Below are 24,435 nucleotides of genomic sequence, written 5' to 3'. Positions count from 1 at the left end.
ATAAGTTCCCGAATACTTTGTAATATACATAGATAGGCCGCTGCAATCGTTAAGACTGCAGCGGCCTTTTTTTGTTTACTCAATCAATCATAACACTCCTAAAAGCATTAAGAAGATGATTACAAAAACAGCAACCCAAGCACTACACTCAGCTTACGACCCATCGTCAAACAATGGTTCTACCGCAATCCCTCTTTATCAAGCGACCGCTTACACATTTGAAAGCAACGACCATGCCGCCGGAGTATTTGACCTCCAAAAACCGGGATATATCTATACTCGCCTCAACAACCCTACCACCGATATACTGGAACAACGCATTGCCACCCTCGACGGAGGCATCGGCTGTATAGCGACAGCCAGCGGAATGAGTGCAATCAGTACCACACTCCTCACTCTGCTTAAGAGTGGCGACCATATCGTTGCCTCTTCGAGCATCTATGGCGGGACTTACAACCTCCTCAGTGTCACACTCCCACGTTTGGGCATCAAGACGACCTTTGTAGATCCCGAACAACCTAAGTCTTTCGAAGAGGCCATAAAGCCCCACACAAAACTCATCTATACCGAATCATTGGGCAATCCCAAGCTGGATTTTGTAGACATAAAAGAGGTCTCAAGGATAGCTCATTCGCACGGGCTTCCACTCGTCGTGGACAATACCCTCACTCCCCTACTCTTCAAGCCCTTAGAGCATGGAGCTGATATTGTGATCTATTCTCTCACAAAGTTTTTCTGTGGGAACGGGACTGCAATGGGAGGTGCAGTGGTAGATGCAGGCAAGTTTGATTGGAGCAATGGCAACTTTCCTGACTTCACCGAACCAAGCCCCGGATATCACGGACTTATCTACAGCGATGTTTTCAAAGAAGCTGCATTCATCATACGAGCAAGGGTAGAAGGATTAAGAGACTTTGGGAGTTGCATCAGTCCCACCAACAGCTTCATCATCCTGCAAGGATTGGAAACATTATCCTTGAGACTCAAACAAGCCTGTAACAATGCACTTGAGATCGCCCAATGGCTCAAAGAACACCCCTTGGTAGAGTGGGTGCACTATCCCGGTCTCTCTTCTGACAAACATCATGAGGTATGCTCACGCTATCTCAATGGTGGGTTCGGGAGCCTTATCACATTCGGTCCCAAGGGAGGATACAACGCTGCGAAGTCCGTAGTAGATAGTACAAATATATTCCGTATCGTGGCAAATCTCGGAGACACCAAGTCACTCATCATTCATCCAAGCAGCACGACACACCGCCAGCTGAAAGAGGATCAACAACTAAGTGCAGGAGTAACACCGGATCTCATTCGCCTCTCGATCGGACTCGAAGACATCGAAGATCTGAAAGCAGATCTCCATAATGCTCTAACTCAATCGATACAGAAATGATAAAGAAAATCATCATAAAAGATTTCCGTTCGGAAAAGGGGATAAATCTCTCTGACATTCCTCTCACTTACGAAGTAGCAGGCCCTCCTATCGGCACAGCCCCCATCGTTGTCGTGAACCATGCTCTTACCGGCAATTCTTCCGTGACAGGAGAGCAGGGCTGGTGGAACAAGTTGATCAGTGACGAGGGAGGGATCCCCCTCTCTCACTATACCATCCTCTCCTTCAACATCCCCGGGAATGGATACGATGGGACAGAAAGCAAAGACCCCGAGAGCTTTTCTCTCAGAGACATAGCCACTCTATTCATAAAGGGTATAGAGCACCTCGGCATCACAGAAGTGTACTGTATCATAGGAGCCTCCATGGGGGGGCACTCACGTGGCAGATGGCGCATTTAAGTCCGAAGTTGGCCCAAAAGATATTCCCCATAGCTTGTGATTATAGAGCCTCGGACTGGCTTCTGACTCAGACATTGATACAGAAGCAGATACTCGCCAATTCATCTGATCCTCTGAGAGATGCCCGCATACACGCCATGTCCTGCTACCGAACACCTCAGTCGCTCAACATACGATTCGATGGCAAACAAGAACAACAGCAGGGACAAGAGCAACTCTACGATGTCGAAAGATGGCTTCTCTATCATGGAGATACCCTGAAAAAGAGGTTCAAACTCTCCGCCTACAAGGTGATGACCCACCTCACCTACTCCATTGCAGTCTGCCAGACGGCATCTGAACTTACTCAGATACAATCGGACATCCACATGGTATCGATAGACAGTGATCTACTCTTCACTCATGATCGTGCAGTGGAGACCTACAATGAGCTTTCGAGACTTAAAAGCAACGTCACGCTCGACACTATACACTCCATACACGGACACGATGCATTCTTGATGGAGTACGAACAACTGAACAAGATTGTCAAACCTCACTTTCCTATACACTGATGAAAATATTAAAATTCGGTGGCAAATCTCTTGACAACGGCCTTGGCATAGCCAAAGTTGTGGAGATCATCACAGACAACCATAAGAAAGGACTCTCTCCCATCGTGGTAGTATCTGCCCGAGGGAATAGCACGGACACGCTTATTGCACTCATAGAAAAAGCCCGAAGAGGAGAAGAATTCAAAGAAGACTTATCTCTTTTTTTGCAACATCAGACGGAGCCCTCTGACATAAAGTTTGAAAACGAGCAAACCCGGCTCCTGAATCTACTCACGGGCATCTCGCTCGTGGGTGAATGCAGCCCTAAGCTCAAAGACGAGATCATAAGCTATGGGGAGATACTATCGGCAAGGTTTGTCGCCCATAGACTTGAACAGCAAGGGTACAATGCCATTGCGATAGATTCCGGAGACTTCTTCTTGACAGACGCACAGTTTGGCTCAGCATCTGTACACATAGAGACTTCAAGGGTCAAATGCCGAGAAGTGTTTGACCAACTATCCCGATCCTGTATCCCCATCGTTACGGGTTTTATCGCACGAAGCAAGGATGGCCACCGCACCACACTCGGAAGGAACGGCAGCAACTACAGTGCAGCTCTGCTTGCAAACTTTCTGGATGCGGACATGATGGAAAACTACACCCATATAGATGGGATATACACTGCCAATCCGACGGTGGTGCCGGAAGCACGCAAGATGGACGAACTCTCATACTCCGATGCTTCAGAGCTTTCCCAATTCGGCGCAGAGATACTTCACATCAAGACCATCGAGCCTTTGCAAGAAAAAAACATCCCTCTGTGGGTACTCAATACTTTCGGCTACGGCTCCAAGCAGAACGGCACCCTTGTCACTGCAAGTCCGAAAGCCAAATCTGTAAGAGCATTGGCCTCTCTTACTCAAAAAGCACTGATACACTTTGAGGGACGCAATATGCTCGGACGCTCAGGGATAGATGCGCGGATATTCGCAGCATTCAAGAGTGTGGATGTAAGTGTCAGCCTTGTGTCCCAAGGGTCGACAGAGCGTGGTATAGCCATAGTGGTCGATGAGTCGGATGCAGATAAGGCCGTGGAAGCTCTTCACCAAGAGTTTCGCCAAGATATTTCGGAAGGTAAGACAACCAAGATCTACGCAGAGAAAGGGCTTGCCATAGTCGCCATCATCGGGCTCAATCTGTCTGAGTTTGACCGCCCATATAGGGCACTCGTCCGCAATCGTATTGTCCCTCTCCTCCTTAACAACTCTGTGCCGGACAATACCCTCTGCCTACTTGTCCGAGGAGAAGAGGAGAGAGTCAAAGCTCTCAATGTGATCCATGGAGAGATGTTTGAGCGACCCAAGCGTGTCCACCTCGCAGTTATAGGTCATGGCACAGTCGGAGGTGCTCTCATAGATCAGATTATACACCAGCATGCACAACTGAAAGAGCAGAAAAACATAGACCTAAGGATCTTTGCCATCGCCAACTCCCGGCAGTTGCTTCTTTCTCGAAAAGGGATCGGGGAAGGCTGGCAAGAGCAGCTACAACAATCCACACACGAGGGCAATATGGCAGAAGCCATCGTAGAGTATGGTCGGAAGTTTGCGTTGGAAAACATGATCTTGGTCGACAATACCTCTTCTGAAAGCATCGCAGCCGAATACTCATACTTTGCGAGCAACGGTTTCGACATCGTCTCCTCCAACAAGAAGTCCAATGTAGCACCCTATTCGGAGTACACACACCTAAGAGAGACACTCAAGAAACACAGGAGAAGCTACCGATATGAAACAAATGTGGGAGCCGGCCTACCACTGATAGACAATCTCAAACTGCTCCACTTGGCAGGCGAGCGCATCACACGTATTCACGGACTTTTCTCAGGGAGTCTGAGCTACATCTTCAACACTCTTTCGGAAGACCCCTCCCGGTCTTTCCGTGACATCGTCGAAGAGTCCGCCCGAAGGGGGCTCACAGAGCCTGACCCTCGTGAGGATCTCAGTGGAGAGGATGTTGCCCGAAAGGTTCTGATCTTGGTGAGAGAACTGGATGTGCCGGCTGAGCTCTCCGATGTGTCGTGGGAGAACCCTGTTCCGGAAGAGTTGAGAACACTCTCTCGGGAGGCGTTCGAGGCACGCTTCGGGGAACTGGAAAATAAGATTGAAGAGTATCGAGCCTCTTGCTCACCCGACGAAGTCCTCAGATATGTGGGAGACATCGTCTGGGACGAGACCAATCAGAAGGCCACCCTCACAGCGGCACTCAGACGAGTCTCCAAAAATTCGCCTTTGGGCAGAGTGAGTGGAGCAGACAGTTGTTTCGAGATCTATACCGAAAGCTACGGAAGCCACCCGATCGTGATACAAGGAGCCGGAGCCGGAGCAGTCGTGACGGCACGGGGTGTATTTGGCGATCTGCTGAGATTGGCCGAGGGCTACGAGAACTGAAAATGAGGCATCGCTTTTCGCTCCGGAAATGACAAGAGCGATTCGGACAGAGAGGATATGAATAATACTCCTTTTTTGTCCGGATCGCTCTCTTTTTTACATCCCTGAAAACAGTCCATACTCAAATCATCACTACCTCCCAAAAGTCGTAGGAAGGTTCAAATCAAATCTAACGACTTTCGATATCGAGTTTAACGACCTTCATCATCAAGTTTAACGACTTTATTTATCCCCTACTACAACCATCGATGGATACAGAGCAAAACAGTTCACCGAAGGATAGGAGCTTTCATTTTCAGCATCAAGAGTAGAAAAAAAAAAAAAAAAAGGACATAATCTTTTGTTTTTCCAAAAAATCTATAACTTTAAGGCTGATCGACTGTAAAAGAGAAAGTGGTCGACATCCGCTTCGACTCTCATATCGACAACATCTAATATTTAACCTGATATGCACCACTCTAATCTACTTGTCCACCGACGAAAAATCGTCTTTGGGTTCTTTCTCCTATGTTCTTTATTACTTACGACAAACTCAAAAGCACAAGATGTCGAAACTCATGGAGGAGTGAGTGTCAGCGGAAGGATCATCGACAAAAAGACGGATCAAGGCATACCCCACGCCACTCTCTTCATCAAAGAGGTACAGAGGGGAGCTGTCGCAAATGAAAACGGATTTTTCAACCTCCATCTGACACCAGGACAATACTCCGTCATCATTCGTTCACTGGGCTATCGTTCACAACAAGCATCCATCAGAGTGAGCGAGAGTGATTCCGAGTTCAAATTTGCATTGTCTCCCATCTCTTATGCCCTGGGGGATGTCAACGTAAACCTCAGCAATCGCAACGAAGACCCGGCTTATGCGATCATGCGCAGAGTCATGAACCGTACGCCCATATATGAGAAGATGATAGAAAAATACGTATCTCTGACCTACACCAAGGGCTCTACGATGCTGGAGAAAGTCCCATTTTATCTTCGAAAAGTCAAAAGTGATGGTATATCCATGAACGATCTTGTGGGCAAAAGATTTGTCATAGAGGGAGAGGTAAAGACCACTTACACCGCGCCGGAGGATTATGACTATCATACTCTGTCCATGCGCTCATCCGTCCCCGAAGAGCTAAATAAGTCCGGAAAAGGGCTGGGTATCCTGAACTCCATGATGAGCAACATCTACGGCAAGAATATAGGCCTCGGACAAGGTGGCTCTATCCCGAGCCCTATCAGACTGAATGGTCTTTACACATACAAATACAAGTTACAAGGCATCAACACCGAAGGGGAGGAGACGATATATCACATCTCCTTCGTCGATCAAGAGACAAACAGTGCCATGGGAGACCTATGGATATCTGACAAGGTATGGACTCCGGTGCGAGTGATCGTTAACCTGAGGATACAGGCGGTCATGGATCAAAAGTTAGAGGTCACTCTCAATCCCGTCAGAGAGGATGTCTATATGCCGACCTCTTATGCACTGAACATGAACCTTGCGGTATTGGGCATCAAAATGAACTTCAAGTACTATTCCTCGACATCCTACAAAGAACTCAAACTCAATGAAAGTATGCTGGCACTGAAGGAAGAAAGAGCTGAGGATGAGCAGAAAATCCTGCCCAAAGAGGATCTGCTGACTCCTACAAAAAGGTCAACCCAAAGGCGTATAGAGAAAGATCTGATGCTCATCGAAAACAAGATGGATACCTTAGGGCTTCAGTTGAAAGACAAGTATATGATACCGATCCGAAGAAAAAGCATCAAAAGCACAATGGACTCGCTGGCACTATCCAAGGACTCGACCTACTGGAAACATGTGATCACAACGCCTCTTACGGAGGATGAACTAAGGAGTTATGCCATAAGGGATTCTCTGATGGCCATAAGCAAAAGAGAGAAAATCCTCAGCCCCAAACGTAAAGGCGAACGCACGGGACAGGATCCTGTCAGTACAGTCCTTTTCGGATACGATAAGCTCTTCGGTCAAAAGTGGACGGTGGGTATAGATGGATTGGCACTCATGCTCTTCAAAAACTACAGGTACAGCGATGGTCTTTGGATGGGACCGTCATTCTTTCTGAAGTACCACAACCGTAACTTCGATAATCCTTTTTCGTTCGAACTCTCTCCGGGGATCTACTATACCACACTGAACAAACAAATATACTGGGATGTACAAGCTGACATCAAATATGCAGGGATGAGACGGGGTGCATTTTCGCTAAGTGCCGGGAGACATAGCGAAGACATCGGAGACACGAAGATGAGCGTCATTGAAAACCTCGAAAACAACTTCTTTACCCTCATTGATGGGAGATACACTTATATGTTTTACGACAAGACATACCTGCGGGCTGAAAATAAGATCGATCTCTTCAATGGTGTCACTCTGACATTAGGTGGGGAATATAAACGCAGTGCATACCTCCCTGATAATCACGTCTGGGGTATCACCAAGCAGGAAAGGATGAGTTGGTTGAACTTCATGAACGCCCGTATGACATCCGATCGTTATTACAGTATGGACACCCATAACTCCGGCACTATCGATGTGAGCCTGACATTCAACACCCATCCATACTACAAAGTAAACTTGGGACAGAAGTCGGTACTGAATGAGAAGAATTTCGACAGAGAAGTCTTAGAGGTCTCTCGTTCGAGCGATAGAGACGGAAAGAGGACTTTGTCCATCAGCCTTGATACAAGCACCAATGATGCAGACTGGAGATACCGTAACTATGCCTTCTTCACTCTGAAGTACAAACACGCCCTCCCGAGACCAAATACATTGGACAGTGATTATAGTCTCTTTGTGGCCTCGGTATATGGCGTATCGTCTCTATCCCGATTCTATGTGATACAGTACGACTTGGCATTCGGCTTCTATCCGCACCGTACTCGTATGTATGTCGATGACATGCACTATGTCAAACGCGCCAATACCAGCGAGATGAAAAATCGTGAACTACTCTTCTATACACTTCCACCATACACTTATGCCTCACAAATGTTTGGTAAAGCCAATATCTCAGCACCTCTACCAAAAATCCTCGGTCATGTCTTTGGAAAAATGAAAGGACTAACTCAGGAAAAAATCTTTCTGAAAGGATATTGGGATAAGGTTTCTCCGACAAAACCGTATCTGGAAGCAGGTTACAGCATAGGACTTCCCACGGGGACGCAAATAGGCGTATTTTACGGTGGGTATAACTTCAAGGAAGATAATGGTTTAGCCATCAGGGTAGGACTCAGGCTATGATCGGATCGTCCCAATGATATAAAAAAGAGCCTGCATCTGTCTCTCGGGAAACCCAAAAGTCGATGCAGGCTCTTACTTTAAGCTAAAATGACCTTTTGCTTGAAAGCTATACCTCAAAGAAATAGGTGATCATATCGTAAACACTCTTGGCATCGGGATACTTCTGGATCTCCTCTTCTGTGAGTGGGCGTGTTTTGGTCGCATTCATAAGATAATGCCCGGACCAAATGGGAACAAAGGAAAGCATACCATCAGGATAACGGTAGTAGTTTTTGCTCCAGCCGTTATCTCCTAAGATATTGATCTTTATCCCCTTGTATTCGCCATTATTTGTTGCTATGGGGAAGAGTGAAGGCTGCCCAAGATGATGGACATCTTCCTTCGCAGGCAAAAAGCTTACACCTTGATCGAAAGGACTTGTTCTCTCCAAGCCTTTATCGCTATTTCCGACCTGTACCCAAGTAATAGACTGATAATGAAGTTTGGACCCCTTCCACAACTGAGGCACCCAACAATCATAGTGGATGCGATACCACCCCTCTTCCTCCGGAACGAAAGTTGCGATATAACAAGGATCAGCAGCTGTAGGCTCAAGTCGGATCACATTCCCTGACGGAGTAAGGACCTCCCACCGCCCTTTCTCCATGTCTGCCAACCAGCCCTTGAGAGGGGTACGATCAGCCATAGAAAACTCACCGAAATAAAGACAGACCTTATGAGCAGTGCCTTTCTCCCCCTTAAGTGCCGTCTCCAACCACATCGTATGTGCAAACGATGTACCATACACAAAGAGCATCAAAAGTGCTCCAAAAAGAATCTTAAAGTTCTTGTTCATTGAAAATATGTTTTTGAATAAATATAATTGTCTCAAGGACACAATAACGGAGATTAACGCCGAGATGATCTTCTGATTAATGCAGTCCACCTTTATTATTTTTCCAAAGCCTAAAGGTCTAATTTATTATCAACCTTTGCAATCACACAAAGTAGGTAAAATGATATTATAAGCTCACCGTTTATTGGTAAAATGCTCATCAATCACGTCTGCTTCGATATGATTCCAAAACACGATAAATACAAGAAGGGGACCTCAGCTCAATCCAGCCAAGATCCCCAACTATGATTTTATACCCTAATAGTGTGTCTTACTTACAAGTGCACTTTTTAGTACACTTGCAAACTGTTGCTTTTCGATCGTGTCTCTTCAGCTTAGTGTAGAAATGCTTAATGGCAACGTATGTGTGATAGCTTTTTTCAGGAGAAAAAACCTTCTGAATCTCAAGTCCGAGTTCTTCTTGTAGTAGAGCTTGACTACGTTCTAAATCGACCAAAAGACGAAGTTTTTGGATATACTCGTCGTCCGTCACCTTCTTTTCTTGAGTGACAGACTTATGGATGTCGATCATCTGAGACCAGATCTTAAACTTTTTGGTGTCAATAGCTTCAAGGATTTCGTTGAGTTTTTGAACCTCAGCATCGGTCAAAGCAACCTGAGATTTGATATAAGTCATCCTTTCGGCACGGAATTTCTCTATCCTATGCTTTGCTTTATCACTTGCTCCAACAATTGTCTGAGCTTTCAAAGGAGATAAGATAAAGCCTAACATCAATATAAAAAGCAACTTGTATTTCATATCCAAACTTATTTATGTTGATCATGATTGGGTTCGTTCTCAAAGATCTCGTCTCGAAGAGACAGATCATCCATAGAGTAGCTTATGAATGCTTCAACATCATCCTCTGATACGAATACTATATCAGTTCCTTCAGATGCGGAGTTCAAGGCAACAGCCTCCTTGGATATCTCTTGTCGACCCTCATCGAAATAAGAGACACCTTTGAAGAGTAAGAATATCCCTACAAACATTGCAGCAAGATACAAATACGGTCTGAAGAGCTCAAATCGAGAGACCTCTGACTTAACAGAGGAGACGACCGGATCTTCCTTCTTTATCTCCGCAAGCATCTTCGCCCTCAGATCCTCAAAATACCCATCGGGTGCACTGAAAGGATGAATAGGGTTATCACTTTTGTCTTGATTGTGTTTCAACATCTTATCTTTCATAACAGATGATCTATATATACCACTCCTATACCGAAGACGAATAACGAGGAAAAAGGTTTAATCGTCAGCGTCTTCGACATCAAGATATTGTTTGAGTTTGTTCAGAGCATGATGATAATTGGCCTTCAATGCTCCGATACTTGTGCCCGTAATCTCTGCGATGTCGCTATACGACAACTCCTCAAAATAACGCATCTGAAAAGTAATCTTCTGCTTCTCGGGCAATTTATCAATGGCACACAAAAGTTCGGCCTCGGCTTCGTCACCATCAAAATAAGGATCACTCATGAGTGTCTGAGTGAGATCATAGGTATCCGTAGTGATGGGAAACTTTCGAGCAGCATTGTCTTGTCTGATGTAAGAGATAGCTTCATTCGTAGCAATACTGTACATCCAAGTGGAAAGCTTTGATTTACCTTGAAACTGAGCAATATTCTTCCAGACTTTGATCAAAGTGTTCTGTAGTACATCATCAGCATTGTCGTGCGAGAAAACGATGCGCCTTATTACCACATATAAAGGTCTGGAGTAACGATCTACAAGAACACCAAAAGCCTCCTCAGCAGTCGACGGCTGTGTAAGATAAGGCAATAACTCCTCGTCAGACAGGTCTTGCAACAAGATGTTTTTGTCTCTTCTCATCATCCTGCCACATCCGAACTTCGGCCTTGATCTACAACTTTGTCAGTATCAGGAGATGGTGCCTCAGCATTTTTTCGCTTCAACTCAGGATAAGAGATACGAGAGTGATACATCGTCTTAAGCTTCTCATAAAAAACCTTCTTAATGATCTCCACATCCCTAAAAGTAAGCGGACATGACTTCAACAATCCTTCATCGACGATAGTATCAACAATCTTATCTATATGCTCCGCAATCTTCTGCTCCGTGAGATCTTTAAGACTACGAGACGATGCCTCCACAGCGTCTGCCAACATCAGGATTCCCGTTTCCTTGGTAAACGGATTTGGCCCGGGATAGCGAAAGATGCTCTCATCAACAATGACATCAGGGTTCTCATTCACAAACTTGGTATAGAAATATTTGACCCTGCCGAGTCCATGGTGTGTACGGATGAAATCGATAACCATCTTGGGGAGACGGGCTCTCTCTGCCATCTCTATACCATCCGTCACATGACGAATGATCATCTTTGCACTTTCGTCGTATGGCAGTCGGTCATGAGGATTTTCTTCACCTTGATTTTCTGTGAAGTAAGTAGGATTTTTCATCTTACCAATATCGTGATAAAGAGCTCCGGCTCTCACCAATCGAACATCCGCATTTATCTTTGAAGCTGCTTCAGAGGCAAGAATGGATACCTGAAGAGAGTGCTGAAAAGTCCCCGGAGTGACCTCTGAAAGCTCCCTCAAGAGAGGGCTATTGATGTCTGACAGCTCGACCAAACTGATGTTGGACACGTATCCGAAAAGCCTCTCAAAGAGATATACCAAGACATAAGTAAACATCAAGAAAATGAAGTTTATGGCAAGGCTAAGTATCGTGTATAAAGAGATGCCCTTAAAGTTACCATCTTGGAACAAAGAGAACGACACATACGTAAGCAACATTGCAATAAGTACCATGAACGTACAGCGGATCAAGTCCGATCGTTGCGAAAGATTACGCAGGGTAATGATGGCAACCATACCTGCAACAAACTGCAACAAAACAAACTCCATCTGAAACGGTGCCATAAGTGCAGCTATCAACACTGTAACCATATGCACCAAAAATGCAGTACGTGAGTCCATGAATACACGCACAAGAATAGGAACCATGGCATATGGGATGATATAGATATCTATGACCCCATAAGATACAGACAATTCTGTCAAGAGCGCATACCACAAGATCACGCCGAGGAAAAAGAATGTGTTTTTGATCTGTGCTATGACCTGAACTCTGAACGAGAGGAGGAAGAAATACAGTGTCAAGAGTATGATCAATGTAAGCACAAACTGTCCGATCCGGATGAGGACACGCTCCTTTGTCGTGCCGAGTTTACTTTCGTACTCCAACTTGAGAGACTCGAGCTCTTGATAGATCTGATCTGTGACGACATCCCCCTTATTTACGATGCGTTCACCGACCTGAACGCTCCCCATCACGGGAGATATGCCGGCAAGCCTTGTCCTGAGCACCTTCTCCGTAGTAGTTTGATCCAACAAGAGGTTCGGCTCGATATATTCGCTTATGTTTGCCCCTTTCAGTACATCCTTACTGATGCCTCTTGGGGCATTATTGATGATGTCTTCATAGGCTGAGACGATCGTATAGATCTCTTCATAAGGCACCTTACGAGCGATCTTATCTTCCCCCTTCATCACGAAGCATTCACCATTTTCCGCGGCTTGTATGCTTTGATAATCTTCCGAACTGACGACACCTCTCTTGTAGATTTCATTGAGAGCATAGTCGATGTACTTGTCGTGCTCATTCTTCAGCTCACTGCTCCCGATATTCCTAAACAGTTTTTCTCTTTGTTTTGAGTAGACGGTCTCATCAAATGCTAAATAAGGCACCATTGTCCTCGTTGCACTATCTTTCTCAATCTGAAGTTGAGAAGGGGTTTTGAGGACTTGGAAGTCGAATGGAGCCGTCAATAGCTCGTAGTGCCATGGACGTCCCACCGAGTACTCATACTTGAACTTTGCCTTGCTTGGGTAAAAGAAGGTTATGATCATTGCCGTCACTATGTACAGCAATATAGTCTTAATCTGAACAGACTTGTATAGCTTCATTTTCTTGACAGGTTCTATCTATTCGAGAGATCTTATTTACTTATTCTGTAAGCAGAAAGCGAGAAGATGGATTCGGACGATCGTCCTCTTCCCTTCTCGCTTCTTTATGTACGCTTAATATTAGTGTTTGGGAGCAAGTCCTCGCCTTTGTCTCGCGGAGATGAGTGTGTTTCTCATCAAGGAGATTATTGTCATCGGTCCCACTCCTCCCGGGACAGGAGTGATGTACGAACACTTAGGTGCCACATTTTCAAAGTCCACGTCCCCAGTGAGCTTAAATCCACTCTTCGTCGTGTCATCCTTCACTCTCGTCGTACCTACATCAACGATGACTGCCCCCTGCTTCACCATATCTGCAGTGACAAACTTGGGAGAGCCCATAGCTGCGATAATGATATCGGCCTCACGAGTGATCTCTTTGAGATCCTTTGTGCCACTATGGCAGACCGTCACGGTAGCATCTCCGGGATACTGCTTGAGCATCATGAGTTGTGCCATAGGTTTTCCAACGATGTTGCTACGTCCGAGGATGACACATCTCTTACCTTTCGTCTCTATATTGTATCTCTTGAGGAGTTCCAGAATCCCTGCAGGAGTAGCAGAAACAAAAGAAGGTAGACCGATGCTTGTTTTCCCGACATTTATCGGATGAAAACCATCAACATCCTTGGTCGGGTCGACCGATTCAATGATCTTTTGCTCATCGATATGTTTTGGGAGAGGTAGCTGGATGATAAATCCATCAAGGTCTTCATCCTTGTTCATCTTATCGATTTCTCTAAGAAGTTCCTCCTGAGTGACATCCGGTTCGTATCTGATCAGACTTGACTTAAATCCAAGCTCCTCACAAGTCTTCATCTTGGAAGCTACATAAGTCTCGCTTCCGCCATCATGTCCGACAAGGATAGCTGCCAGATGAGGAGCTTTATATCCGAGACTCACGATCTCTTTTACTTCCTGAGCTATTTCTTGTTTAAGTTCACCGGATGTTTTCTTTCCATCAAGTAGTTGATAAGTATGGTTGTTTGATTCCATAGTATATGGTAGCAATTATTGTGGTTATAAACTGATTTGATGGTAAAACACAGCTATCCGCCGAAAGGTTTAGCGTCTGAAGTTCTTTGCAAGATTTTTCATTCCTCCTCCACTCATCAGCTTCATGACCTTACGAGTCTGCTCGAACTGTTTGAGGAGTTGATTGACATCCTGCACCTTGGTACCACTGCCATCGGCGATACGTTTACGACGTGAGCCATTGATGATGGCAGGATTGGTTCGCTCTTCGGGAGTCATGGAGAAGATGATCGCCTCTATGCTCTTGAACGCATTGTCATCGATATCAAGATCCTTTATCGCCTTACCGACACCGGGGATCATGGCCATGAGATCCTTGATGTTACCCATCTTCTTGATCTGATTTATCTGATCCAAGAAGTCGTTGAAGTCAAACTGATTCTTTGCGATCTTCTTCTGAAGCTTACGAGCCTGCTCTTCGTCATACTGATCCTGAGCACGCTCCACGAGAGATACCACGTCCCCCATACCGAGGATACGATCCGCCATACGGTTGGGATGGAAGACATCGAGAGCTTCAGGCTTTTCGCCCGTACCGATGAACTTAATCGGCTTATCTACGACGGTACGAATCGAAAGAGCTGCACCACCACGAGTATCACCATCCAATTTCGTAAGGACGACGCCGTCGAAATTGAGACGATCATTAAACTCCTTTGCTGTGTTTACGGCATCCTGACCGGTCATGGCATCCACCACGAACAAGATCTCTGTGGGTTGGATAGCCGCCTTGATACGACTGATCTCATCCATCATCACCTCATCCACAGCAAGACGACCCGCCGTGTCGATGATGATCGTGTCATTGCCATCCCTCTTTGCCTGAGCAATCGCATTTTGTGCGATAGAGACCGGATCCTTGCTATCGGGTTCGGTATACACCGGGAGCTGAAGCTGTTCGCCAAGGACACGAAGCTGCTCGATCGCAGCAGGGCGATAGACGTCACAGGCTACCAGCAAAGGCTTGAGTCCCTTCTTATTCCTTAGGAAGTTACCGAGCTTTCCTGTAAATGTAGTCTTACCCGACCCTTGAAGACCGGACATCAAGATGATGTTTGGCGATCCCTTCAGGGAGATCTCAACCGCACTGCCCCCCATAAGAGTCGTAAGTTCATCATGGACGATCTTCACAAGGAGTTCGCCCGGTTTGATGGCAGTAAGGACATGCTGTCCCATGGCCTTCTCACGTACGGTGTCTGTAAACTGCTTTGCCACCTTATAGTTGACATCGGCCTCAAGCAATGCTTTTCTGACATCGCGCACAGTCTCAGCCACATTGATGTCCGTGATCTGACCTTCACCCTTTAGTATCTTAAACGAACGTTCTAATCTCTCCGAAAGATTGTCAAACATATCTTATTTCCGAATTAAATATAGTTTATAGTATCGATGTTTACTTCTCGACAGTGCCAGACTACCTGTCACTGCGCACAAATTTAGTAAAAAAGAGCGACATAGCAGATCTCGTACACGACCTCAACCATCGAGCAAAGTCGACAGATGTATGAGCTAAGCATCAGAACTTGGTAATGATCCCTATCGTCGGCAAGACGGCACCATAAAAAACATTCAACTGTCTTATTTTCTGCCTATTTTGAGGATCTACCGGATCATCCATGACTCGTCCTTCCTCATCCTTATTGGTGTAGATAGGCGCATTTGTAGACTTGAAGTTGTACACATTCTGAACATCGACATAAAGGTTAAGCATCCACTTCTTGAAGTAAAACTCCTTATCTATACGCACATCCAACTGATGCGATGCAGGAAGACGGAGCTGATTGAACCTCTTATAGTCGATATAAGCCTGATTACTTACGCTCCAAGCCTTTTTGTCCGTAGACTTCTCCATATCTATCGGCGAATATGGAGCGCCACCGATGTATCTCCAGCGAGTGGCGATGTTCCAACTCTTCCCCAGCTTGTAGCTTGCCATGATGTTAAGCATGTGCTCTGTATCCCAAGAGGAGGGCACATATTGCCCCTTGCCATTGGTAAACTCGCTACGGAACAAAGTATAAGTTGCCGTAAGATCAAGGCCGTGCCAAGAACGCACCTGTCCGACCAACTCGACACCATAAGCACGCCCCTCCTCGGTGGAGGAGATGGCTTCATCACCGACTTGGCCGTACTCCACACCTTTACTCGCAAGACTGATGCTATCTGATAATGAAAGTGGATAGTCATCGTAGAACTTATAAAAACCCTCGACACTAAAACGAAGCACATCACTCGGACGATAGTCCAATCCCACTACAGTCTGATCCGACTTGATGTACTTGATGCCATCGTGACGATTGACAAGGACACCCTTCTCATCCTTGAATCCGAGAGTCGTATATGCGGGTTGCATGGCATACCTGCCGATGTTACCATTGATATCAAGCTTCGAGGTGACGGCATAAGAGACCGAGAAACGAGGAGACAACTGATTGAGCGGATTGCGCATATCACTGTTGTAGGTATTCCCCATCAGGTTGACACCCAAAGAGAGCTTCAAGTCATCATTAAAAAAACTCTTCGAAGCTTGAGCGAATGCCTGATAACTAAAGAGATTGATATTACTACTGTAAGTCGCCGGCTTCAGTTCACCATTAACATAGCTGAGACGCTCGGTCTCATTCTTATAGTTGGCATACTCTATCCCCGCTCCGGTCATCAACTTGAATGGCAACGCCGTAAAGGTACGCTCATACCTCAATTTATTTTCGACCTCATCCGACATATAGTCAGAAATTTTGGGACGGGTCTTATCATTGTCCATGTACTTGAAATTACTATTCCTAAGCATATTTCGACTAAGCACCCATGTATCTATGTGCTTATTCCCAAAGTGTTTGTAGACTGCACCTATGGTATAATTCCACTGTCTGAACTCCGGCAAATAGCTTAATAAATACTTCTGACTCTCCGTTCCTGTCTTTTCGAGACTTCTGTTGAGTGTCATGTGATCTATCGCTCCGAGGGCAATGATACTGATTTCATTTTTCGGGTCTATCTGATATTTGTACTTGATTTGAAAGTCATTGTAAGTCGGCAAAAAAGGCAGACCGATAGCCTTAAAGAGGAGCTGAAGGTAAGACTGTCTTGCCGAGACAATGAATGTGGACTTTTTACCCAACGGGCCATCCACGGTGAGGGCGGCATCCGATGCTCCGACAGATAATTTTGTGTGCACACGATCTTTACTACCATCTTTCTGCTTGATATCCATGACAGAACTCAAGGTATTTGCCTTATTTGCAGGGAAAGCTCCGGTATAGAAAGTGATCTCACGGATGAAGTCCGGATTGAGAATACCGACTACTCCACCCGAAGCACCTTGTGTCGAGAAGTGATTGATCACAGGCAACTCTATACCATCGAGATAGAAGACATTTTCGGCCGGCCCACCACCACGCACGATGAGGTCGTTACGATTAGGATCCGTAGCCCCCACCCCCGGCAAGGTCTGTACGAGCTTGGAGACATCCCTATTGGCTCCGGCACTCTTTTCGATCTGCTGCACCCCGATAGAGAGGACTGACAAAGGGCTATCTACACGTTTAAGAAGCAGGTTGGGACGCACTGTCACCTCATTGAGAGAGGTAGCAAACTCCTCGACAGGTATCTCCAAATAAGTCGTCTGATTGCCCTGCACTTGTATCTCCTCAGAGAGCTTAGTCTCGAAGCCCACAGCACGTACCATGAGCTTTAAAAATCCGGGCTTCACGTTATTCAGGACAAACTTACCATCCATATCCGAGGAAGTCCCCACAGATGTTCCCTGTATCACTACGGTTGCAAACTCCAACGGAGCATTGGTACGGGCATTGAGCAGTTTACCCTTTATAGTCCCTGTCTGAGCATGCACGGACCACACCAAGCCACAAAGCCCTGCGACCAACAATATAATCTTTCTACTGATCATCATTGCTAAATATAAGTTCTAAATACGTTTGACAATATGGCAATGGCTAACCCTCTTCTCTTTTTGGAGGCAAAACTTTAGCCCGAACAAACCTTAAAAGTAAATCTCGGATACCCATCATTCCACTTTTCATAAAACATACACAAGGCACAAAAAGTTCCGAATACAAAAAGACACTTTAACCACTCTCCCTTTTGGCGGTTAAAGCATGATTGGAGAAATTGCTTTATAAAGCCGAATAGAGCAAAACCACACATTAAAATTTAATAAAACAAAGTAGGATGTAAGCATATCTACAAACACTCATGAGGAAACATACCGACAAAATACGCACATCAAAAAGCCCCTCAAAAATACTCTTTCCAAACAACAAACGACTCAAAGCGAAGCAAATAATATCAACACAACTATTGCGTATAAAAACCAAAAAGTGTACCTTTGCAGGGTTGATCCAAGGAGTGAAAGCTCAGGAGAGACGTAATTACTAACACTTTCAAGAAACAAACGTTTTAGAATCATGTATTTAGATTCAGCAAAAAAGAAAGAAATCTTCGAGAAGCACGGAAAGTCTAACACTGATACCGGTTCACCTGAGAGCCAGATAGCATTGTTTTCATACCGTATCTCACACTTGACCGAACACCTAAAGGTCAACAGAAAGGATTATAGTACAGAAAGATCTCTTAAGATGCTGGTAGGTAAGCGTCGTCGCATGCTCGACTATCTCGCAAGCAAAGACATCGAAAGATATCGCGCAATCATCAAGGAGCTCGGTATCCGTCGTTAAAACGACAGGGTATGGGATAGTTTCGGCAATCCCATCATGATCACCTAAAGACAAAGAGTGCCCCAAGGTCATACCTTAGCACTCTTTGTCATTTCTTCAGATAAGCGGATTTGTGATGATACTGTTCCATCTCGACAAAAAAATCTCGCAAAAAGATTTGGAAGTATCGAAATTTATTCCGTATCTTTGCAAACGCAAAACCACTCCTACCAGTGAGAAGTCACAAAATACAGAGGAGTAAGATTTGGCCCATTCGTCTATCGGTTAGGACGCAAGATTTTCATTCTTGAAAGAGGGGTTCGATTCCCCTATGGGCTACAAATAAAAAGAATAAGAAAACTAAAAAGTAGTCATGGCAAATCACAAGTCAGCACTTAAAAGAATCAGACAAAACAAGACTCGTCGTCTACGCAATAGATACTACGGCAAGACAATGCGTAATGCAGTCCGTAACTTCAGAAACATCACAGACAAGGCTGAAGCGATGGCAAAGTTGCCAGAAATCACTTCGATGCTTGATCGTATGGCTTCTAAGGGACGTATCCACAAGAACAAGGCTGCAAACCTAAAGTCAAAACTCACAAGACAGGCAAACGCACTCTAAGTCTTGGACGCTTGAGGTGTATGCTTTGACCGCAATGGTTAGGGGCACATAACACACAAGGTCGAGTTAACAAGAAACATTGGCCCATTCGTCTATCGGTTAGGACGCAAGATTTTCATTCTTGAAAGAGGGGTTCGATTCCCCTATGGGCTACCGTAGCTATCCAATATATATATGTGTATTGGATAGCTTTTCTTTTTTTCATCCGGAAGGAGATAAATAGGACAGCCGACAAGAGTGAAAAGACAGACACATATGGATAGCACCCTCGACAGACATCAGCTGTGGCAACTCTTCAAGACCTTCTCCCTCATAGGCTCATTTACATTCGGGGGAGGTCATGCCATGCTACAGCTCATCAGAGAAGAGATTGTCTCCAAGCACAAGTGGATGACGGATGAGGAGTTTATAGACCTCTTCGCCGTGGCTCAATCGCTACCCGGGGTCTTTGCCGTCAACATCTCTATCTTTGTCGGTTATCGTCTTCAAGGATTTTGGGGAGCTTGCGTGTGTGCTCTTGGGACAACCTTACCAAGCATGCTCATTATCCTCATCATTGCAATGTACCTGACACAGTTCAGGGAAAATCCCTATGTCGAGAAGGTGTTCAAGGGCATACGCCCGGCAGTGGTCGCCTTGATTGCAGCACCGGTGGTAAGTACTTGGAAGACGATGAAGTTGGGTTGGAAAAAAGTCTGGATACCGGCTCTATCAGCGATATTGATATGGCATTGGGGTATCAACCCTGTTACGATCATCATCATTGCAGGTCTGCTGGGATGGCTATATGTCACCTTTATCAAGAAGCAAATCACTCACCAAAACAAATAACAGGGTATCATGATCTATCTCGAACTACTTTGGGTGTATCTGAAGATCGGACTTTTCGGTTTTGGCGGTGGCTATGCGATGCTCTCACTTATCCAAGAGGAAGTTGTCCACAAACATCATTGGCTCACGATGCAAGAATTTACGGATATTGTAGCCATTTCACAGATGACACCGGGTCCCATCGGCATCAATAGTGCAACCTACATAGGCTATACTGTCACAGGGAGTGTTTGGGGTAGCATATTAGCAACCGTGGCGGTGAGCTTGCCTTCATTTGTATTGGTACTACTGATTTCGCTTTCGTTTGCAAAATTCAGACAGAACAAGCATGTAGATGCTGTATTTACAGGAATCCGGCCTGCCGCTGTCGGGCTCATCGCAGCTGCGGCACTACTGCTTATCAACGGAGAGAACTTTATAGACTATAAGAGTTATTTCCTTTTCGGGGTGGTATTGCTTTTCGTGCTCAAAAAGTGGCTTCATCCGATCCTGCTCATCATCTTGGCCGGAATATCGGGACTTATACTGTACTGAGGATTCTCTTTGTGAGTTTGAGCAATTGATGTAACTTTGCTCCGAAACATGGCCAAGAGACTCTTGTGCCGAAGAAACACGGTAATCCACAAAAGCATTTCATCCAATGATCCTCTGTATCGCCGAAAAACCATCTGCAGCAAGAGAAATAGCCCAAGTCATCGGTGCTACATCTCGCCATGATGGCTATTTCGAAGGAAACGGATACAGAGTGACTTGGACTTTCGGACACTTGTGCACCCTGAAAGACCCGGGAGATTATCGCCCCGAGTGGAAACGCTGGACACTTTCATCCCTACCTATCATACCCGAAAGGTTTAGTATAAAACTATTAGAAGACAAAGGGATAGATAACCAGTTCAAGACCATAAAAAGACTTGTCAGTGAGGCTTCTGAGGTAATCAACTGCGGGGATGCCGGACAGGAGGGCGAACTGATACAACGATGGGTACTGCAACTTGCGGAATGCAGCTGCCCTGTGAAGCGTCTCTGGTTGTCATCCATGACGAGCGAGGCAATCAGCGAGGCATTCCAAAACCTCAGAGACAGCAAGGACTTCCAAAACTTATATTACGCCGGGCTGAGTCGTGCCATCGGAGACTGGATATTGGGACTCAATGCAACACGTTTGTATACGTTGAAGTACTCAAAACCAGGGGAGCGCCTGCTCTCAATAGGCCGTGTGCAGACCCCTACCCTTGCCTTAATCGTAGAACGCTTTGAGGAAATACAGAGCTTCAAGCCTGAACTGTATTGGGAGATCAAGACCTTGTATAGAGACACGACCTTCGCATCGACAAAAGGTCGATACGCTACTGTCGAAGAGGCTCAAGAGGTCATAGAACGTATAAAAACAAGTGATCTGAAGGTCACCGATATCAAAACAAAAAAGGGAAAAGAGGGTGCACCGAGGTTGTTTGACCTTACGTCTCTACAAGTAGAGTGTAACAAGAAGTTCTCATACACTGCCGAAGAAACTCTGAGATACATCCAATCGCTGTATGAGAAAAAACTGACAACATATCCTCGTGTGGATACAACCTATCTCACTAATGATATCTACGATAAATGTCCAAGCATCCTCAATGGTCTACATCAAGTAGTTCCACATCTGATCGAACCCCTAAGATCAAAAAAACTCACAAAGTCCAAGAAGCACTTTGATGACTCTAAGGTCACGGATCACCACGCAATCATACCTACAGGATATAAACCTTCTGGGCTTTCGACCTTCGAACAAAATGTATATGACATCATACTCAAGCGTTTTGTCGCTATATTTTATCCTGACATGCAGTATGAAGCGACGACAGTCATGGCAGACATAGAAGGCATAGAATTCAAGGCGACAGGTCGCATAATCACTGATCTCGGGTGGCGTGCAGTGTATGACCTGACAACCTCGGATGAGGATGAAAATAATGGAGAAGAGGATAAAAATGTTCTGCCCACATTTGCGAAAGGTGAACGAGGACCGCATATCCCAGATCTACTTGAAAAAGAGACACAGCCTCCCAAAAATTATACAGAAGCATCTCTGCTTGTGGCTATGGAGACAGCAGGTAAATTGGTGGACGACGAAGATCTGAAAGATGCCATGAAGCAAAAAGGGATCGGCCGCCCATCTACTCGTGCGGCAATCATCGAAACTCTACTGAAAAGAAAGTACATCCGAAAGGAACGAAAGAGCCTCATCCCGACGCCTATGGGTGTCGAGCTTGTACACATCATCAATAATGAGCTACTAAAAAGCGTTCGCCTGACAGGAGAGTGGGAATACAAACTAAGACTGATCGACAAGGGAGAATATGCACCGGAATCGTTCTTAAACGAACTGAAGGAAATGGTTTCAGCATTGATGTTAGAAGTAAAATTAGACAATCGTTCGATGCAGTCCCTGCTCGAAAGCGCAAGTGAAAAGGCAACATCAAAGAAAAAAAAGAAGGATACAAATCTCATCAAAGAAGGAGATGTGTGTCCTAAGTGCGGTCAGGGCGTGATCATTCGAGGTAAAACCGCTCTCGGATGTTCTCGATTTAGAGAGGGATGCGACATGAGAGCTCCCATTCCCGAAAACTAAAAAGTCTTCACCAATCGTGCCAGATAAGTAGCATAATCGCTTCCTTTATATCTCTGAACAAGCTCATAAAGGCTTTCCTTTTCAATCCATCCATTGTTAAGAGCGATCTCTTCCAAGCAAGCGACCTTGAGACCTTGACGTCTCTCGATGGCTCTGATAAAGTCTCCGGCTTCATAGAGAGACTCGTGTGTACCTGTATCAAGCCAAGCAAACCCTCGCCCAAGAGGCTCGACCCTTAGCTGCTTTGCCTCAAGGTAATGTTGATTGACAGTGGTGATCTCTAACTCACCTCTGTACGATGGCTGAATCTTGGATGCTATGTCCACCACCGAGGAGGGATAGAAGTAAAGCCCAACGACTGCATAATTACTTTTTGGCACAAGGGGTTTCTCTTCTATTGAAATAGCTCGCCTATCCTCATCAAACTCAACAACTCCATAACGCTCAGGATCTCGTACATAATACGAGAAGATTACAGCTTCTTCATTCTTCTGAACTTGATCGACAACGGTGCGCAAAGTATGCGTAAATGACTGACCATAGAAAATATTATCTCCCAAAATAAGACAAACACTATCGTCTCCAATGAAGTCTCGACCGATCAAAAACGCTTGAGCAATCCCTTCGGGTTTCTCTTGTACCTTATAGCTCAGAGAGAGTCCCCATTGGTGACCATCACCTAACAGTTTCTCAAACAAAGGACGATCATCCGGTGTCGTAATGATAAGAATATCACGGATCCCCGCCAACATAAGTACAGACAACGGATAGTAAACCATCGGCTTGTCGTACAGAGGAATTAATTGCTTGGAGAATGGCAATGTCGCGGGATAAAGGCGTGTACCTGAGCCACCGGCAAGTATTATACCTTTCATAAATGATAAAGAAGGTTTAAGTATTGTTTCGGAGCCACTGTTCTAACTGATCCACCCTGAGATGACGGAGTAACACTCTATTGTCTTGATCTAAGAGAAAGATAGTAGGGAATGTCCGTAGATAATAAAGCTGTTGCTGTCTGATTGCTTGCTCACTCTCATATCCCATCATCATCCAAGTCGGACACTTTTCTCTAGCAGACTGAGCACTTCTTGTTTCACTAGTCATATCGACACACAGGACTTTTACCTTTTGCTCTGCAGCAAGAGTCAAGAAGACATCAGAAGATTTAATCAAATCCAGCGTCTCTATGCAAGTCTCACACTCGGACTCGTAAAAAATCAAAATAGTCAAAGGACTCGCAATATCGTGAAGACTTATCTTACGGCTATCGGACAAGCGGATGGAGAAATTGGCGGCTATGTCTCCCACCTTATTCTTTGCGTATCCGGTCAGTCTTTCAGAAAGACGGATACTGTCCGCATAGGTAACGACTGAACTCCTCAAGACCTGCCCTACAAATAAAGCATATAGATCTTCATTATAGATAGGAGAGTTGGAGTGATCCAAATACATCTCTGCAAAGTCCAGAAAATGAGCATAGAAGTCGGGAGTAGACTTACCAAGAGCCGTAACAACAGAGTTAGAAAATGACTTTTTATCCGCAACAGTTCCGATGGCAAAATAATCCACGATAAACTGCTCCATGGAGGGGATCCCCTCAAACATCTGCGTGGTCAATGAATCGTAAGGCAGCCAAACATTATTGACGATATAAGAAGCTCTCTCTTCCGGAATGGATATAGAGTCCGGAGGGATAGGCAAAGCCGGGGGAAACAGCCTCCCGGCTGTATCTTGTCCCTTTTGAGATGGCATACAAGCAAGCATCCC

20 protein-coding genes and 2 tRNA genes are annotated in these 24,435 nt (G+C 45.3%); 12 read left to right on the top strand and 10 right to left on the bottom strand.

Annotated elements, in window-relative coordinates; translation table 11 throughout:
- Positions 1–115: 115 nt before the first annotated feature.
- The 5 genes from EL262_RS01685 (at position 116) to EL262_RS01670 (ending at position 8,039) form a co-directional block, all read left to right on the top strand.
- Complete coding sequence (locus tag EL262_RS01685; protein WP_025838484.1) at positions 116–1,393, top strand: O-acetylhomoserine aminocarboxypropyltransferase/cysteine synthase family protein; 1,278 nt, start codon at positions 116–118, stop codon at positions 1,391–1,393.
- Positions 1,390–1,794, top strand: coding sequence for an alpha/beta fold hydrolase (locus EL262_RS10130; protein WP_244919657.1), 405 nt, complete (start codon positions 1,390–1,392; stop codon positions 1,792–1,794). Before EL262_RS01685 ends, EL262_RS10130 begins: the two co-directional genes overlap by 4 nt.
- A complete protein-coding gene (locus EL262_RS10125) occupies positions 1,782–2,348 on the top strand; it encodes a homoserine O-acetyltransferase family protein (RefSeq protein WP_244919656.1) in 567 nt (188 codons plus the stop codon). The genes EL262_RS10130 and EL262_RS10125 overlap by 13 nt, the downstream gene beginning before the upstream one ends.
- Positions 2,348–4,780, top strand: coding sequence for an aspartate kinase (locus tag EL262_RS01675; RefSeq protein ID WP_025838480.1), 2,433 nt, complete (start codon positions 2,348–2,350; stop codon positions 4,778–4,780). The genes EL262_RS10125 and EL262_RS01675 overlap by 1 nt, the downstream gene beginning before the upstream one ends.
- 565 nt (positions 4,781–5,345) lie before the next feature.
- Entirely contained in the window at positions 5,346–8,039 is a 2,694-nt protein-coding gene (locus tag EL262_RS01670; protein WP_025838478.1) for a DUF5686 and carboxypeptidase-like regulatory domain-containing protein, read from the top strand.
- A gap of 106 nt (positions 8,040–8,145) precedes the next feature.
- On the opposite strand, the gene EL262_RS01665 is transcribed toward EL262_RS01670, so the two are convergent.
- The 8 genes from EL262_RS01665 to EL262_RS01630 form a co-directional block, all read right to left on the bottom strand.
- The gene (locus EL262_RS01665) at positions 8,146–8,874 is read right to left on the bottom strand and encodes a hypothetical protein (protein WP_025838476.1); all 729 of its coding nucleotides are present in this window, start codon (positions 8,872–8,874) and stop codon (positions 8,146–8,148) included.
- Between the two features lie 310 nt (positions 8,875–9,184).
- Positions 9,185–9,673: a hypothetical protein gene (locus tag EL262_RS01660; protein ID WP_078735814.1), complete on the bottom strand. Its 489-nt coding sequence runs from the start codon at positions 9,671–9,673 to the stop codon at positions 9,185–9,187.
- Between the two features lie 8 nt (positions 9,674–9,681).
- On the bottom strand, positions 9,682–10,104 hold the full coding sequence (locus tag EL262_RS01655; RefSeq protein ID WP_036853709.1) for a hypothetical protein: 423 nt from the start codon (positions 10,102–10,104) through the stop codon (positions 9,682–9,684).
- A gap of 57 nt (positions 10,105–10,161) precedes the next feature.
- On the bottom strand, positions 10,162–10,746 hold the full coding sequence (locus tag EL262_RS01650; RefSeq protein ID WP_051522753.1) for an RNA polymerase sigma factor: 585 nt from the start codon (positions 10,744–10,746) through the stop codon (positions 10,162–10,164).
- The gene (locus EL262_RS01645; RefSeq protein WP_025838469.1) at positions 10,746–12,848 is read right to left on the bottom strand and encodes an HD family phosphohydrolase; all 2,103 of its coding nucleotides are present in this window, start codon (positions 12,846–12,848) and stop codon (positions 10,746–10,748) included. Before EL262_RS01645 ends, EL262_RS01650 begins: the two co-directional genes overlap by 1 nt.
- 120 nt (positions 12,849–12,968) lie before the next feature.
- Positions 12,969–13,883 carry a bifunctional methylenetetrahydrofolate dehydrogenase/methenyltetrahydrofolate cyclohydrolase FolD gene (gene folD / locus EL262_RS01640; RefSeq protein ID WP_025838467.1) on the bottom strand — a complete coding sequence of 305 codons (915 nt, stop codon included), beginning with the start codon at positions 13,881–13,883 and terminating at the stop codon, positions 12,969–12,971.
- A gap of 69 nt (positions 13,884–13,952) precedes the next feature.
- Entirely contained in the window at positions 13,953–15,275 is a 1,323-nt protein-coding gene (gene ffh / locus EL262_RS01635) for a signal recognition particle protein (protein ID WP_025838465.1), read from the bottom strand.
- Positions 15,276–15,438: 163 nt separating this feature from the next.
- Positions 15,439–17,832 (bottom strand): TonB-dependent receptor, encoded by a 2,394-nt coding sequence (locus EL262_RS01630; RefSeq protein ID WP_078735820.1) that lies wholly within the window; start codon positions 17,830–17,832, stop codon positions 15,439–15,441.
- Positions 17,833–18,349: 517 nt separating this feature from the next.
- Between EL262_RS01630 and rpsO the strand changes: the two genes are divergently transcribed.
- The 7 genes from rpsO (at position 18,350) to EL262_RS01595 (ending at position 22,668) form a co-directional block, all read left to right on the top strand.
- A complete protein-coding gene (gene rpsO, locus EL262_RS01625) occupies positions 18,350–18,619 on the top strand; it encodes a 30S ribosomal protein S15 (protein WP_025838461.1) in 270 nt (89 codons plus the stop codon).
- Positions 18,620–18,865: 246 nt separating this feature from the next.
- Positions 18,866–18,937, top strand: a tRNA-Glu gene (locus tag EL262_RS01620).
- Positions 18,938–18,971: 34 nt separating this feature from the next.
- Positions 18,972–19,223 (top strand): 30S ribosomal protein S20, encoded by a 252-nt coding sequence (gene rpsT / locus EL262_RS01615; protein WP_025838459.1) that lies wholly within the window; start codon positions 18,972–18,974, stop codon positions 19,221–19,223.
- Between the two features lie 81 nt (positions 19,224–19,304).
- Positions 19,305–19,376, top strand: a tRNA-Glu gene (locus EL262_RS01610).
- Positions 19,377–19,478: 102 nt separating this feature from the next.
- Positions 19,479–20,054 (top strand): chromate transporter, encoded by a 576-nt coding sequence (locus tag EL262_RS01605; protein ID WP_078735813.1) that lies wholly within the window; start codon positions 19,479–19,481, stop codon positions 20,052–20,054.
- Positions 20,055–20,063: 9 nt separating this feature from the next.
- Positions 20,064–20,588 carry a chromate transporter gene (locus EL262_RS01600; protein ID WP_025838457.1) on the top strand — a complete coding sequence of 175 codons (525 nt, stop codon included), beginning with the start codon at positions 20,064–20,066 and terminating at the stop codon, positions 20,586–20,588.
- A gap of 106 nt (positions 20,589–20,694) precedes the next feature.
- Positions 20,695–22,668: a DNA topoisomerase 3 gene (locus tag EL262_RS01595; RefSeq protein ID WP_025838455.1), complete on the top strand. Its 1,974-nt coding sequence runs from the start codon at positions 20,695–20,697 to the stop codon at positions 22,666–22,668.
- Here the strand turns inward: EL262_RS01595 and rfbA are convergent.
- Together rfbA and EL262_RS01585 are read right to left on the bottom strand one after the other, a co-directional pair.
- Positions 22,665–23,543, bottom strand: a complete 879-nt coding sequence (gene rfbA / locus EL262_RS01590) for a glucose-1-phosphate thymidylyltransferase RfbA (protein WP_025838452.1) — start codon at positions 23,541–23,543, stop codon at positions 22,665–22,667. The two genes, EL262_RS01595 and rfbA, sit on opposite strands and share 4 nt — an antisense overlap.
- A 16-nt stretch (positions 23,544–23,559) precedes the next feature.
- Positions 23,560–24,420 carry a DUF5106 domain-containing protein gene (locus EL262_RS01585; RefSeq protein ID WP_159442739.1) on the bottom strand — a complete coding sequence of 287 codons (861 nt, stop codon included), beginning with the start codon at positions 24,418–24,420 and terminating at the stop codon, positions 23,560–23,562.
- Positions 24,421–24,435: the final 15 nt, after the last annotated feature.

Origin of the sequence: Porphyromonas cangingivalis (assembly GCF_900638305.1) — a bacterium.
In the GTDB taxonomy this organism is placed as follows: Bacteria; Bacteroidota; Bacteroidia; order Bacteroidales; family Porphyromonadaceae; genus Porphyromonas_A; species Porphyromonas_A cangingivalis.
Note: the sequence above shows the minus strand (reverse complement) of the source record. Positions and strands in the feature narration are given on the sequence as shown.